This is a genomic window from Nonlabens sp. Hel1_33_55 (assembly GCF_900101765.1).
Taxonomy (GTDB): domain Bacteria; phylum Bacteroidota; class Bacteroidia; order Flavobacteriales; family Flavobacteriaceae; genus Nonlabens.
In genome coordinates this window covers 1,210,875-1,223,489 of record NZ_LT627735.1, presented here as the reverse complement: position 1 = coordinate 1,223,489, position 12,615 = coordinate 1,210,875, and the positions used below count along the sequence as shown (strand labels likewise).

The 12,615-nt window shown below is 38.6% G+C and carries 14 protein-coding genes; 9 read left to right on the top strand and 5 right to left on the bottom strand.

The genetic code is table 11. From position 1 onward, the window contains the following. Nucleotides 1-53 precede the first annotated feature (53 nt). Together BLO34_RS05280 and BLO34_RS05275 are read right to left on the bottom strand one after the other, a co-directional pair. Nucleotides 54-278: a VF530 family DNA-binding protein gene (locus BLO34_RS05280; RefSeq protein ID WP_090753207.1), complete on the bottom strand. Its 225-nt coding sequence runs from the start codon at nucleotides 276-278 to the stop codon at nucleotides 54-56. Next, a complete protein-coding gene (locus BLO34_RS05275; protein ID WP_090756457.1) occupies nucleotides 278-799 on the bottom strand; it encodes a SixA phosphatase family protein in 522 nt (173 codons plus the stop codon). The genes BLO34_RS05280 and BLO34_RS05275 overlap by 1 nt, the downstream gene beginning before the upstream one ends. A gap of 386 nt (nucleotides 800-1,185) precedes the next feature. On the opposite strand from BLO34_RS05275, the gene BLO34_RS05270 reads away from it, so the two are divergent. The 5 genes from BLO34_RS05270 (at nucleotide 1,186) to mscL (ending at nucleotide 6,978) form a co-directional block, all read left to right on the top strand. Next, entirely contained in the window at nucleotides 1,186-3,051 is a 1,866-nt protein-coding gene (locus BLO34_RS05270) for a DNA topoisomerase IV subunit B (RefSeq protein ID WP_090753206.1), read from the top strand. 22 nt (nucleotides 3,052-3,073) lie between these two features. Next, entirely contained in the window at nucleotides 3,074-3,322 is a 249-nt protein-coding gene (locus tag BLO34_RS05265) for a GldL-related protein (RefSeq protein ID WP_090753204.1), read from the top strand. A 5-nt stretch (nucleotides 3,323-3,327) separates the two neighbouring features. Beyond that, entirely contained in the window at nucleotides 3,328-3,759 is a 432-nt protein-coding gene (locus tag BLO34_RS05260) for a hypothetical protein (protein ID WP_157686692.1), read from the top strand. 13 nt (nucleotides 3,760-3,772) lie between these two features. Next, a complete protein-coding gene (locus tag BLO34_RS05255; RefSeq protein ID WP_090753201.1) occupies nucleotides 3,773-6,448 on the top strand; it encodes a DNA gyrase/topoisomerase IV subunit A in 2,676 nt (891 codons plus the stop codon). A 74-nt stretch (nucleotides 6,449-6,522) separates the two neighbouring features. Next, nucleotides 6,523-6,978: a large conductance mechanosensitive channel protein MscL gene (gene mscL / locus BLO34_RS05250; protein ID WP_090753200.1), complete on the top strand. Its 456-nt coding sequence runs from the start codon at nucleotides 6,523-6,525 to the stop codon at nucleotides 6,976-6,978. A 241-nt stretch (nucleotides 6,979-7,219) separates the two neighbouring features. On the opposite strand, the gene BLO34_RS05245 is transcribed toward mscL, so the two are convergent. Both BLO34_RS05245 and BLO34_RS05240 read right to left on the bottom strand, forming a co-directional pair. Continuing rightward, nucleotides 7,220-7,600, bottom strand: coding sequence for a DNA topoisomerase IV (locus BLO34_RS05245; protein WP_090753198.1), 381 nt, complete (start codon nucleotides 7,598-7,600; stop codon nucleotides 7,220-7,222). A gap of 135 nt (nucleotides 7,601-7,735) precedes the next feature. Continuing rightward, entirely contained in the window at nucleotides 7,736-8,197 is a 462-nt protein-coding gene (locus tag BLO34_RS05240; RefSeq protein WP_090753196.1) for a helix-turn-helix domain-containing protein, read from the bottom strand. A 359-nt stretch (nucleotides 8,198-8,556) separates the two neighbouring features. On the opposite strand from BLO34_RS05240, the gene BLO34_RS05235 reads away from it, so the two are divergent. The 4 genes from BLO34_RS05235 to BLO34_RS05220 all read left to right on the top strand — a co-directional run bounded on the left by BLO34_RS05235 (nucleotide 8,557) and on the right by BLO34_RS05220 (nucleotide 11,391). Next, nucleotides 8,557-9,663 carry a M14 family zinc carboxypeptidase gene (locus tag BLO34_RS05235; protein WP_090753194.1) on the top strand — a complete coding sequence of 369 codons (1,107 nt, stop codon included), beginning with the start codon at nucleotides 8,557-8,559 and terminating at the stop codon, nucleotides 9,661-9,663. A gap of 70 nt (nucleotides 9,664-9,733) precedes the next feature. Next, nucleotides 9,734-10,210, top strand: a complete 477-nt coding sequence (locus tag BLO34_RS05230; RefSeq protein ID WP_090753193.1) for an Lrp/AsnC family transcriptional regulator — start codon at nucleotides 9,734-9,736, stop codon at nucleotides 10,208-10,210. Continuing rightward, a complete protein-coding gene (locus tag BLO34_RS05225; RefSeq protein ID WP_090753191.1) occupies nucleotides 10,210-10,725 on the top strand; it encodes a DinB family protein in 516 nt (171 codons plus the stop codon). Before BLO34_RS05230 ends, BLO34_RS05225 begins: the two co-directional genes overlap by 1 nt. Nucleotides 10,726-10,842: 117 nt before the next feature. After that, nucleotides 10,843-11,391: a type 1 glutamine amidotransferase domain-containing protein gene (locus BLO34_RS05220; protein WP_090753189.1), complete on the top strand. Its 549-nt coding sequence runs from the start codon at nucleotides 10,843-10,845 to the stop codon at nucleotides 11,389-11,391. A 74-nt stretch (nucleotides 11,392-11,465) separates the two neighbouring features. Here the strand turns inward: BLO34_RS05220 and dnaN are convergent, their stop codons facing one another. Beyond that, nucleotides 11,466-12,581, bottom strand: a complete 1,116-nt coding sequence (gene dnaN, locus BLO34_RS05215; protein WP_090753188.1) for a DNA polymerase III subunit beta — start codon at nucleotides 12,579-12,581, stop codon at nucleotides 11,466-11,468. Nucleotides 12,582-12,615: the final 34 nt, after the last annotated feature.

The following is a 12,615-nucleotide window of genomic DNA, read 5'->3' as shown; positions in this document are numbered from 1 at the left end:
ATCCAAGTAAATACTAAGTAAGCTATCAATTTTTATTATTGTTCCACAAAGAATTACTTGTTGCCGTGAAATGTTTCCAGATATAATTCTTCAACTTTCTCGCGCGCCCAAGGTGTGCGGCGTAAAAACTTGAGACTGGATTTTACGGATGGATTTGTATTAAAAGCGTTAATTCTAACTTTGCCGCCCAACTCATGCCAGCCATAATGCTCCACGAGTTGCTCTACAATATCCGCCAGCTTAACGCCGTGCAGTGGATTGTTAGGTTGGGATTCCATTAATCAATATCAAATTGCATTGATTCCTTTACCGCATTGGTATTTCCATTTTCATCAATTCTCACAATGAAAAAGTGATCAAAATCTGCATCATCCAACTCGCCATAGTTTTGATCCTGTTGGAGGTCGTTTGCATATTTATTAATGGTATTACTGTGACCATAAAGCACCACGGTTTTACCACGATATTGTTCTAATAATGTCTTACCATTTACTGCGCTCACATCATAGGTTTCTACGTCAAGTTTTTTGGATCGTGCGAGTGGCTCAGCAGTGGATTGTGTACGTTGAGTGTCAGATGATATCACGTGATCTACATCCTTGAGCATAAAGTAATTGACCCATTCTGTAGCGCGCTGTTTTCCATAGGCAGTCAACTCTGGATCTGCGCCGTCCTGCTTTTCGGCATGGCGTATAAAATAGAAAGTTGTGAGGCCATCATCTTCCATTTTTTGGTTTTGAGAATTGGAATTATTACAGGATATCAGTGCTAATGCGAGAATCAAGACAATATGTTTCATGATAGGATCTTTAAATGGGTAAAAATAGGCAAACTTGCATCGCATTGTGTTAATACTACGTTTATCCAACATTTCTACTCCTCAATGTTATCTTTTAAATATGTAAGTATTGATTTATGGCAGTACTTTATCTCTAGTTCAAATTGCGTTAGGGATTGAAGTGAAAATCCTTTGATCACACGGTAGAGTGGTCAAAGATTGTAACGTAAAGCCCGACCATCCCGCCACAAGCGGGCTGGGAACGCCCAAATAATTATATTAAGGTTTGAACAACGGTTGGTAATTATCCACAATTTAGGGGTCGTTTCTGTTGATTAGTTTCGCTTCCGCGAAAGCGAACTACCAACAACCTTTATTATATTTCAAGCTAGGACACACGAGAGCAAATGAGCGAGGAAACTAAATATACTGAAGATAATATACGGTCGCTGGACTGGAAGGAGCACATTAGGATGCGTCCTGGAATGTACATTGGGAAACTGGGCGATGGTTCCAGTGCAGATGATGGAATCTATATTTTGTTGAAGGAAGTTATTGATAATTCCATCGATGAGTATGTGATGGGATCGGGTAAGTCCATTGAGGTTTCCATACAAGGCGAGCGCGTTATTGTTCGTGACTACGGTCGCGGTATACCGCTAGGAAAAGTGGTGGATGTGGTTTCCAAAATGAATACCGGTGGGAAGTACGATAGCCGCGCCTTTAAGAAATCGGTTGGATTGAATGGAGTAGGAACCAAGGCGGTGAATGCACTTTCAAATTACTTTAGGGTTGAGTCCACTCGTGATGGAAAAAGCGCCAGTGCAGAGTTTGAGCGTGGTGAGCTTACCAACGAGGAAATGCTGGACGAGACCAGCCGTCGTAAGGGAACCAAAATCACTTTCATACCGGACGATGAGATTTTCAAGAATTTCAAATACCGCCCAGAATATGTGGCGCGTATGCTTAAATACTACGTGTACCTCAATCCTGGATTGACCATTATTTTCAACGGCGAGAAGTTTTTCTCTGAAAATGGGTTGAAGGATTTGTTGAGCGAGAACATCAATGCATCTGATAGACTGTATCCAATCATTCACCTGCGAGCAGATGATATTGAGGTTGCGATGACCCACAGCAAAACCCAATATTCTGAAGAATATCACTCGTTTGCCAATGGACAGAATACTACCCAAGGTGGAACGCATCAGGCGGCTTTTAGAGAAGCCATCGTGAAAACGATACGTGAATATTATGGCAAGAATTATGAGGCCAGTGACATACGTAAATCCATTGTAAGTGCTATTGCTATAAAGGTGATGGAGCCTGTTTTTGAATCACAGACCAAAACTAAACTGGGTTCTACAGATATGGGCGGCGATTTGCCAACCGTTCGAACCTTTATTAATGATTTTATAGGTACGCAGCTGGATAATTATCTGCATAAAAATGCAGAGACTGCTGACGCACTCCAGCGTAAAATTATTCAAGCAGAACGTGAGCGTAAAGAGTTAAGTGGAATTAGAAAACTGGCAAAAGATCGTGCTAAAAAAGCCAGCCTCCACAACAAGAAACTGCGCGACTGCCGCGTGCATCTAACGGATAGTAAAAAAGATATGCACCTGGACAGTACTCTTTTCATTACGGAAGGTGATAGTGCGAGTGGATCGATCACGAAAAGTAGGAATGTGAATACACAAGCGGTGTTTTCGCTACGTGGTAAACCTTTGAATTCCTACAACATGAGCAAGAAGATTGTTTATGAAAATGAGGAATTCAATCTACTTCAAGCGGCACTCAATATAGAGGACAGCATGGAAGACCTGCGATACAACAAGATCGTGATTGCCACAGATGCCGATGTGGATGGAATGCACATACGTTTATTGTTGATCACCTTCTTCCTTCAATTCTTTCCAGAATTGATAAAGAAAGGACACTTATACATCTTGCAAACTCCGCTATTTAGAGTTCGCAACAAGAAAGAAACCAGATACTGCTACACGCCACAAGAACGTGCGGAAGCTATGGCAGAATTAGGTAAGAACCCAGAAATCACACGATTCAAGGGACTAGGTGAAATAAGCCCAGACGAATTTGTCCACTTTATAGGAGACGACATACGATTAGATCCCATCATGCTGGATGACAATATGAGTATTGAGGAACTATTGAGTTTCTATATGGGTAAAAACACACCTGACCGACAAGAATTTATCATTGATAATTTGAAGGTGGAGTTGGATGTGGTAGAGGAAGAACTACCTATGTAAGGCTATAATAAAAGCATGAAAAGTGAAAGTAGATTACCAAAAACAAAAGCAACTAAAGGAGAGTTTGAATTATAAAGGAATCATATTCATCTTAATAACTGCCATCTTTCTAATAATTGTTGGTGCATTATTCAAGATCATGCATTGGGGTTTTGGGGCAGAAGCATTAGTAAACGGCAACACAATTTTGGCTGCCGGACTGATTTTAAAGGTTGTAGCTTTAATTTGGTTTATGATTAGTTTATTGACTGCAAAGAAGAAATTGAATTAGAGGAAGTGAAACATTACAAAATACAAGAGGGTAAACTAAAAATGACGGACTCGAGTCCGCTCGTTTTAGCTATGCCTTTTATCGCCGTTGGTTTGACAATCGTTAGTCTTGTTCTCACAATCGTAGGTAGCAGGAATGAAGAGCCTGATTTTATTACATACTTTTCTTTGGCTCTATTATTCACGAGTATATCAGTACTCGTTTGGGCTTTGATCAAAAAGACTTTCAGAAGCGAATTACCAATTTCTGATATCAAACAAGTTAAACAAAGCTCTGTCAGTAGCTCTCTTTTTTATCTAGTTTTGAGTAACGGTAAACAACGTAACCTGAGCGAGGTTCGAGAAAGCCAAAGAGCAACTGAACTATTAGTTATTCTAAGAGAAGCAAACCCATTCATCACCGCCAACTTCACTGAAAACGAAGTGCAAACCAGATAGATTTTAAATCAGCATGAGCGAGGAAAACGAAAACGAAGAATTAGAAAATCTGGAAAACGGCTTTGAAGAACAAGCCACAGAAACCATTACACGTGTCACTGGCATGTATAAGGAATGGTTTCTGGATTATGCTAGTTATGTCATTTTAGAACGTGCCGTGCCTGCCATTGAGGATGGTTTTAAACCAGTCCAACGTCGTATCATGCAGTCCATGAAGGATCTGGATGATGGCAGGTACAACAAGGTGGCTAATATTGTAGGTCACACCATGCAATATCACCCGCACGGTGATGCTTCCATAGGTGATGCCATGGTGCAAATAGGGCAGAAGGACCTGTTGATCGATATGCAGGGAAATTGGGGAAATATCCTTACTGGCGATCCAGCGGCTGCTTCTCGTTACATAGAGGCACGATTGTCTAAGTTTGCCCTAGAGGTACTTTTCAACCCCAAAATAACCGAATGGCAAGCCAGTTATGACGGCCGCCGCAAGGAACCTATTAACCTACCAGTTAAATTCCCCTTACTGCTCACACAAGGTGCAGAAGGTATTGCTGTAGGTTTGAGTACCAAGATATTGCCGCACAACTTCAATGAGATTATTGATGCCAGCATCAAACACCTGCAAGGCAAGCGTTTTAAATTGTTTCCAGACTTTCCAACTGGTGGTGAGGCAGATGTCTCGAACTATAATGACGGAATGCGTGGTGGCAAGGTGCGCGTGCGTGCTAAGATGCACTCACCGGACAAGAGTACCATCATTATTACAGAGATTCCGTTTTCCACGACTACTAGTTCTCTTATTGATTCCATTCTCAAAGCCAATGATAAAGGCAAAATCAAGATCAAGAAGATTGAGGATAACACAGCTGCAGAGGTTGAGATTCAGATTCATCTACCACCTGGTTTATCACCAGACAAAACGATGGATGCACTTTTTGCCTTTACAAATTGTGAGGTAAGCGTATCACCGTTGGGTTGTGTGATTGAAGATAATAAACCACTGTTCGTGGGCGTCACAGAAATGCTACGCCGCAGTACCGATCATACGGTAGAGATCGTCCGTCAGGAACTACAGATTCAGCTGGATGAGGTGGAAGAGCAGTGGCATTTTGCTTCTCTGGAGCGCATTTTCATTGAGAACCGCATCTACCGTGATATTGAGGAAGAAGAAACATGGGATGGCGTGATAAACGCTATTGATAAAGGTTTAAAGCCTCATATCAAGTATTTGAAACGTGCTGTTACGGTGGATGACATAGTGAGGTTGACAGAGATACGCATCAAGCGAATTTCGAAATTCGACATTGATAAGGCTCAGCAAAAGATTGAAGCTCTTGAGGATCGTATTGCAGAGCTCAAAAAGAATCTCGAGAATCTTATAGAGTTTACCATTGAGTATTTCAAAAAACTCCAGAAGGACTACGGCAAGGATCGCACGCGCCAGACAGAGCTCAAGGCATTTGATGACATTGTTGCTAGTAAAGTGGTTATTAGAAATACAAAACTATACGTCAATCGTAAAGAAGGTTTTATTGGAACCAGCTTAAAACGAGATGAATACGTTTGTGATTGTGCAGATATTGATGATATTATCGTTTTCACGAAAGCAGGAACCATGATGGTCACTAAGGTCGATTCCAAAACCTTCATAGGTAAGGATATCCTCCACGTTGCTGTATTTAAAAAGAAGGATAAGCGTACGATCTACAATTTGATCTATCGCGATGGGAAAACAGGCCCTAGCTACGTGAAACGATTTGCTGTTACCAGTATGACTAGAGATAGGGAATATAATGTAGGGTACGGAAAGGCGGGAACAAGCGTTCATTACTTTAGTGCAAATCCTAATGGTGAGGCAGAGATCGTGACGATCAATTTGCGCCAGCAGGGAAGTATCAAGAAGCTCAAATGGGATCTGGACTTCAGCGATATTTTGATCAAAGGAAGATCCAGTAAGGGTAATCTAGTCACAAAGTATAATATCAAAAAAGTTGAGCTTAAGGAAGAAGGTGTTAGTACGCTTAAACCTCGTAAGATCTGGTTTGATGAGACCGTACAACGCATCAATGTTGATGGTCGTGGCGAGTTGCTGGGCGAATTCAAAGGAGAAGACAGACTTCTAATTATCAACCAAAAAGGAATAGCCAAAACAATCATTCCAGAAGTTACGGCACGTTTTGACGAGGATATGATCGTTCTTGAAAAATGGATTCCAAACAAACCCATTAGTGCGATTTATTTTAATGGTGAAAAGGAGCTGTTCTACGTCAAGCGTTTCCTTATAGAAAACGAGGATCGGGAAGAAGTTTTCATTTCTGATCATGAAAAATCTTACTTGGAAATTATCTCTACCGACCACCTTCCAGTTGCCGAAATCGTTTACAATAAACCTAGAGGCAAGGAACAACCACCTAATGACCAGATTGAGTTGGAAGAATTTATAAGCATTAAAGGTATTACAGCGCAAGGAAACATGCTGACTAAGGAAAAGGTAAAGCAAATCAATTTACTTGATCCACGGCCGTATGAGACTCCAGAAATAGAAGACGTAGAAGTCATTGAAGAAAATGACGAAGAGGAAACTACTGTGAATAATGGCGATCCTAAAGAGAACAGCACCGAGAATAACAAGGATTCAAAGAATGATTCACCTATCGATGACAAGGGACAAGGAAGTTTGTTTTAAAGACTAAAGTTTATTTTTGAACTCGCTTTCGCGAAAGCGGAACTTACTAAAAACAAGAATTACAAGAGTAAAAAATGGGTTTATTAACTGAATTTAAGGAGTTTGCGGTCAAGGGTAACATGATCGACATGGCCGTTGGTATAATTATAGGAACGGCATTCAATAATGTGGTCACCACTATTGTCGACAAGGTTTTCTTACCTCCTTTATCAATGCTCACGGATGATGTCAACTTTGCAAATCGCAAATGGGTGCTGCGAGAAGGCGTTGAGGCCGTTAGCGGTAGTGGTACGACGCCTACACCTGGAACAGAAGAAATCGCAATAGGCTATGGCGAGCTATTACAGGTTTCCATTGACTTTGTAATCATTGGTTTTACCGTATTCCTTGTGATTAAACTCATGAACAAACTGCGCAATCGAGCACAGGATCCTAAAAATCCAGAAGTGGTTACTCCAAAGGACATTGAATTACTCAATGATTTAAAAGAATTAATGGAAGAACAAAATAAAATTCTTTCCCGGAAATAATCCTTTAGTTTAATTTACTGAAAATAGGTTAGTTACGCCTAAAGTAATACCATAACTAAATTCTATTTCATTTAATCTTAAACTATTTAAACATACTATGGTCAGAAAGCTGAAAACGAATTTTAAGCAGTTTTTTAGCCAAAACGCTTTGATTATAAATTGTTTTCAAGTTTAGATTTATTTGAATAGCCAAAAAAAAGCGCCAGAGAACGACTCTGGCGCTTTTTTATTTATACTGGGATTAGTCAAGTTTTTTGGCAGTACCGTAATAAATCTGGTCACGACCAGATTGCTTAAATTCAAAAGAGTAGCTATCCTTACTGGTATTGAGAATCTTGAAGAGATAAGCACGGCTATCTGCATTAGTCTTAGGGTTGATAGGTATAATGCGCCATTCACAAGCATTGATCCATTCTACTCTCGAGGTATCCGTTACTCCTTCAAAGGTTTCTATCTGTATGTTTTCAGTTCGTTCAAATGTGGTTTTCAATAAATTCCCACCTGAATCTTGTTCCCAAACGAACGTTCCTGTTCTAAAATCGTCGCATTCTCTCGTGTTTTTATAATTTGAGCAAGCCGTGATACAGAAAGTAATGAGCAGTAGGAATACAAATTGACGCATAGAAGAATAATATTATAGTAAGGTGATCCTATTATAAAGATCAACTACAAAAATACATCGTGCAGAATTGCTACATGAATTAAAGCGATTAAAGAAAATGCTTTCCAAGAGCTTTGATCTTGACGTTATCTAAAATTAAGGGTTGGGAATAAACTCTGTGAAAGTACCGTCTTCATAAAACCAAATTACTTTTGATATATTTTTCCCTTTTTTTAAAAAATGAGATTGAGGTGTATCTGACTTTTCAGCTATTGGTTCAGCTGTTTTATCTGTATCAGATTCTTCGACAGCATCGCTTTTGTTTACTGTAGTTGACTTCTCTTTTGTCAATTCTTGGGTGTTGGAATTTTCTACAATTGGAGCCGATTTACTTTTAGGGTAGGTGCCTTTTCCATTCAGTAACCAATAGAGATCTACTTCATCAAAGTTCTTTAGAATGGACAAGACGAAGTCTAAACTCGGTTTGTTTCTTCCAGAAAGTATGTGTGAAATGGAGCTACGACCAACACCAATTTGCTCTGCAAAACTGGATGCGTTGAGGTCGTGATGCTCCATTATGAGCTCTAATCTCTTCGAAAATTCCTCTGAGTTTACCATGTTTACAAAGATAACCAAATATAGGTCTAATTGATGTTTCCAATTGTCAACATATGATTGAAATATTTGTGTCCTTATATAATTGACCACCTTTAAACATAAACCTTTAGGTTACTTGAAGATGTGTAATAAGCTGATTATAATCGATTATAATATTTAAAAACTTCCCATTAGACGATTCTTTGATGTTGGATTACCTCTCGCTCGAAAACCGTAAGGATTCTGTTTACATTAATAAACATTTTTAGTTGATCTATTGTTTACAATTGTAAATAATTGATTGTTTACGATTGTAAACATCGGTTTTGCGCTCCGTTTTACAATGACAACACGTATTTTTACATTAAATCTATTCTTGCATGAATCACCCACTGATAAAGTTGAATCGCTACTATTCTTATGAGCATTATGAAAAAGTGTTGATGGAAGTTATAGAGAAGCTTCCGCAGGATTTTTATTCCTTCTCTTATTTAGGATCTTCTGTAGAAAACCGATCCATTTTTGGAATTCGCTTAGGTCATGGTGATTTCAAAATCTTGGCATGGTCCCAAATGCACGGCAATGAATCTTCAACAACAAGAGCAATAATTGAACTGCTTCAATCAGAAAAATTGTTTGAGATTTTAAAGAGTTGCTCATTATACATTATTCCTGTTTTAAATCCTGATGGAGCTCAGTATTGGACAAGGAATAATGCAAACAATGTGGATCTCAATCGTGACGCACAGAAGTTGAGCCAGCCTGAAAGTGTCATATTAAAGGACGTTATTGATTTTTTTGAACCCGACCTTGCATTAAATCTTCACGGTCAAAGAACCATTTATGGTGTAGAGCAATCTGTCCTACCATGTCAATTATCTTTTTTGACTCCTTCAGCAGATCCTGAAAAGTCTATTACTAAGTCTCGAGTAAGGTCAATGCAATTAATAAATGCAATCGCAACCGAATTGGGTTCACTGGAAGCTGCGGCCATTGGCCGTTATGATGATTCTTTTAATATAAATTGTTGGGGTGATTACTGCCAGTCATTAGATATACCAACTATTCTATTTGAAGCTGGCCATGCTGGTAATGATTATGATAGGAGTAGAGTAGTAGAATTGATCAAGGCTTCCTTAATTACAGTTATAGAGAACTCAGCTAAAATGGATAAGCAAGATACTGACCAGATTACACAGTCTTATTTTGCTATTCCAGAAGTCGCTAAAAACTATACAGACGTATTGCTTTTGAATCTACCATCTGTAAAAGGAAAACGTAATATTGCAATAATGTATCATGAGCAAGTCGTAAATGATCATTTAGAATTCGTTCCAATGATTTATGTAATCGATGATCCTAAGATTTTATATGGTCACAAAATAATCGATGTGTCTCATAATCAAGAATTTGAAAATGATTTAATAATATCTCAGGATATGATGGTTACTTCAGAATCACTTAAAATCAATTCTTTCATTAAATAATCATTAATTCTTCAAATTTATTAGGAATCTATCAACGTTATCTTTTATTTTGTATTAAAATTTAAAAAAAATGAGGGCTAAGATAGACGAGATCGACAAGCAGATTCTTGATGTGTTGATTGAAAATACCAGAACACCTTTTACTGACATTGCCAAAAGACTAAATATTTCCGCTGGAACGGTTCATGTGAGAGTGAAAAAGATGGAAGAATCAGGGATTATCCATGGTTCTTCACTTACAGTGGATTATCATCAGTTGGGTTATAATTTCATTGCTTACATAGGAGTATATCTTGATCGCACCAGTCAAACACAATTTGTATTGGGGCGTATTGCAGAGATTCCTTACGTCACCGTGGCACATATCACTACAGGCAAATTCAACATATTTTGTAAAATTAGAGCAAGAGATACTACGCATGCAAAGAAGATCATCTTCTTATTAGATGATATTGATGGAGTAAGCCGCACAGAGACCATGATTAGTCTTGAGGAGAGCATCAACGATAAGAAAAGGCTGCTACACAAAGTATTTCAGGATCTATAATGATATTCCGCAGGGACATTAGGCCGTCAGAATACGCAGCTTATTACGAACCATACATTGATAGCATACCGCTGGAAAGCGATATGCTATTTCTGCTTAGGGATAATCTACATGAGATTATATCGCTCATCAAGGATCTTGAAAAGCCACTGGATCATCGCTATGCGTCAGATAAATGGAGCATTGGAGAACTCTTGATGCACTGCATTGATACAGAGCGCATCTTTTTTTACAGAGCCTTATCTTTTATGAGAGGAGATGCAACTAATTTACCCGGTTTTGACCAAGATCTATATGTTCGTGGTTTGCGGGATTTCGCTTTCGCGAAAGCGAACTTAATTTCATCCATAGAGATAACTCGAGCTTCAACTTTAGATTTATTCGAAACTGCAACTGCAGAATCGCTTAATAATCTAGGCGTAGGTAATGGTAACTCAATGTCAGTAAGATCCATTCCATTTGTAATTTGTGGCCACTGGAAGCATCACCTTAAAATCATAGCCGATAGATATTAACTTCATTTAAGAAGTTTCTTACAACTTTACCACTTTCTTTAGTTAGCCTTTTGATTTGTTAACGCTCCCTTGGGCAGATTCATCTTCATCTTTGTAACGAATCAAAAAACAACTATCATGAATAAGAACGTAGCAATATTAGCAACTAACGGATTTGAGGAAAGCGAACTTTCCAGCCCCAAAAAAGCATTTGAAGATGCAGGAGCAACCGTACATATAGTAAGTCCAGAAGGTGGAGAAATTAAAGCCTGGGCAGATGGTAATTGGTCCAAATCATATAAGGTAGATAAAAAATTAAGTGAAGTCAGTGCTAGTGATTATGACGCATTGATGTTACCTGGAGGTGTCATCAATCCAGATAGTCTTAGAACTAATGAAGATGCCATTTCTTTTATCAAGGATTTTTTTAAGCAGAAAAAACCAGTTAGTGCCATTTGTCACGGGCCATGGTCACTAATTAACGCAGAAGTTGTTGAAGGAAGAAAAATGACTTCATATCACACAATCCGCAAGGACCTTGAAAATGCTGGAGCGAACTGGGTAGATGAAGAAGTTGTAACAGATCAGGGATTTGTCACTAGTAGAAATCCAGATGATCTTCCAGCTTTCAACAAGAAGATCGTTGAAGAGTTGAAAGAAGGAAAACATGACAGACAACATGCATAATTAGCATTGTCTTAAATTAAAAAGTCCCGTTCAAATCATTTGAACGGGACTTTTTTGTTTTATAAAAACTCAATCTATTGGTTAAGCATTACCGGCATTACAAGCATGGTAACATTCTCACCTTCATCCAGTCCGTCTACAGGTGTTAGAATACCAGCACGATTAGGCAAAGACATCTCTAGAGATACATCATCGCAGTTCAGGTTGTTAAGCATTTCAATTAGGAAACGGCTATTAAATCCAATCTGCATATCATCACCTTGGTAATCACAAGTTAGGCGTTCGTCAGCCTTGTTGCTGTAATCAAGATCTTCAGCAGAAATGTTTAATTCTGCTCCAGCCATCTTGAGTCTTATTTGGTGAGTGGTTTTATTCGAGAAAATACTCACTCGTCGCACACTATTTAAGAATTGCGTTCTTGAAATAGTAAGTTTATTAGGATTTTCCTTAGGAATTACGGCTTCATAATTGGGATATTTTCCGTCTATTAATCGGCAAATTATGGTTGTATTTTCAAAAGTGAATTGAGCATTACTCTCGTTGTATTCAATAAGGACATCAGCCTCACTTCCCTGAAGTATGGATTTTAAAAGATTAAGTGGCTTCTTAGGCATTATAAACTCCGCAGTCTGGCTGGCAGTTACATCTTCTCTCTTATAACGCACTAACTTATGTGCATCTGTTGCAACAAACGTCAATGAATCACTGGCAAATTGGAAGAATACACCACTCATCACAGGTCTTAGGTCATCATTACCAGCGGCAAAAATAGTTTTGTTAATAGCTGTAGCTAGTGTATCTCCCATTACAGAAGTACTGCTTGGATCTTGCAATTGAACTGCTTTAGGAAACTCCTCAGCAGGAGCACAAGCAATCTCAGACTTTCCTTTATCGTGACTTACCGTCATCATCGTTCCTTCTGCATGGAAGGTCAATGGTTGTTCAGGGAAAGTTTTTAATGTGTCCAATAGTAACCGAGCAGGAATAGCAATTTGACCGTCATCTTGACTTTCAACGTTTAATCGACTGATTATCGTAGTCTCCATATCAGATGCAGAGACTTTCAATTCATTACCTACCAATTCCAGTAGGAAATTGTCAAGAATAGGCAACGTGTTGTTATTATTTATCACGCCACCTAGTAATTGAAGGTGCTTTTGTAAATAGGAACTGGATACTATAAACTTCATTTTGTCTTGTTAAATCGTTTAACCAACTAAAAAT

Bases quoted from the DNA above. Each gene is read 5' to 3' on its own strand.
- BLO34_RS05220 (WP_090753189.1), top strand. From the start codon at position 10,843: ATGAATAAGAACGTAGCAATATTAGCAACTAACGGATTTGAGGAAAGC.
- BLO34_RS05240 (WP_090753196.1), bottom strand. From the start codon at position 8,197: ATGGTAAACTCAGAGGAATTTTCGAAGAGATTAGAGCTCATAATGGAG.
- BLO34_RS05280 (WP_090753207.1), bottom strand. From the start codon at position 278: ATGGAATCCCAACCTAACAATCCACTGCACGGCGTTAAGCTGGCGGAT.
- BLO34_RS05235 (WP_090753194.1), top strand. From the start codon at position 8,557: ATGAATCACCCACTGATAAAGTTGAATCGCTACTATTCTTATGAGCAT.
- BLO34_RS05245 (WP_090753198.1), bottom strand. From the start codon at position 7,600: ATGCGTCAATTTGTATTCCTACTGCTCATTACTTTCTGTATCACGGCT.
- BLO34_RS05275 (WP_090756457.1), bottom strand. From the start codon at position 799: ATGAAACATATTGTCTTGATTCTCGCATTAGCACTGATATCCTGTAAT.
- dnaN (WP_090753188.1), bottom strand. From the start codon at position 12,581: ATGAAGTTTATAGTATCCAGTTCCTATTTACAAAAGCACCTTCAATTA.
- BLO34_RS05270 (WP_090753206.1), top strand. From the start codon at position 1,186: ATGAGCGAGGAAACTAAATATACTGAAGATAATATACGGTCGCTGGAC.
- BLO34_RS05225 (WP_090753191.1), top strand. From the start codon at position 10,210: ATGATATTCCGCAGGGACATTAGGCCGTCAGAATACGCAGCTTATTAC.
- mscL (WP_090753200.1), top strand. From the start codon at position 6,523: ATGGGTTTATTAACTGAATTTAAGGAGTTTGCGGTCAAGGGTAACATG.
- BLO34_RS05255 (WP_090753201.1), top strand. From the start codon at position 3,773: ATGAGCGAGGAAAACGAAAACGAAGAATTAGAAAATCTGGAAAACGGC.
- BLO34_RS05230 (WP_090753193.1), top strand. From the start codon at position 9,734: ATGAGGGCTAAGATAGACGAGATCGACAAGCAGATTCTTGATGTGTTG.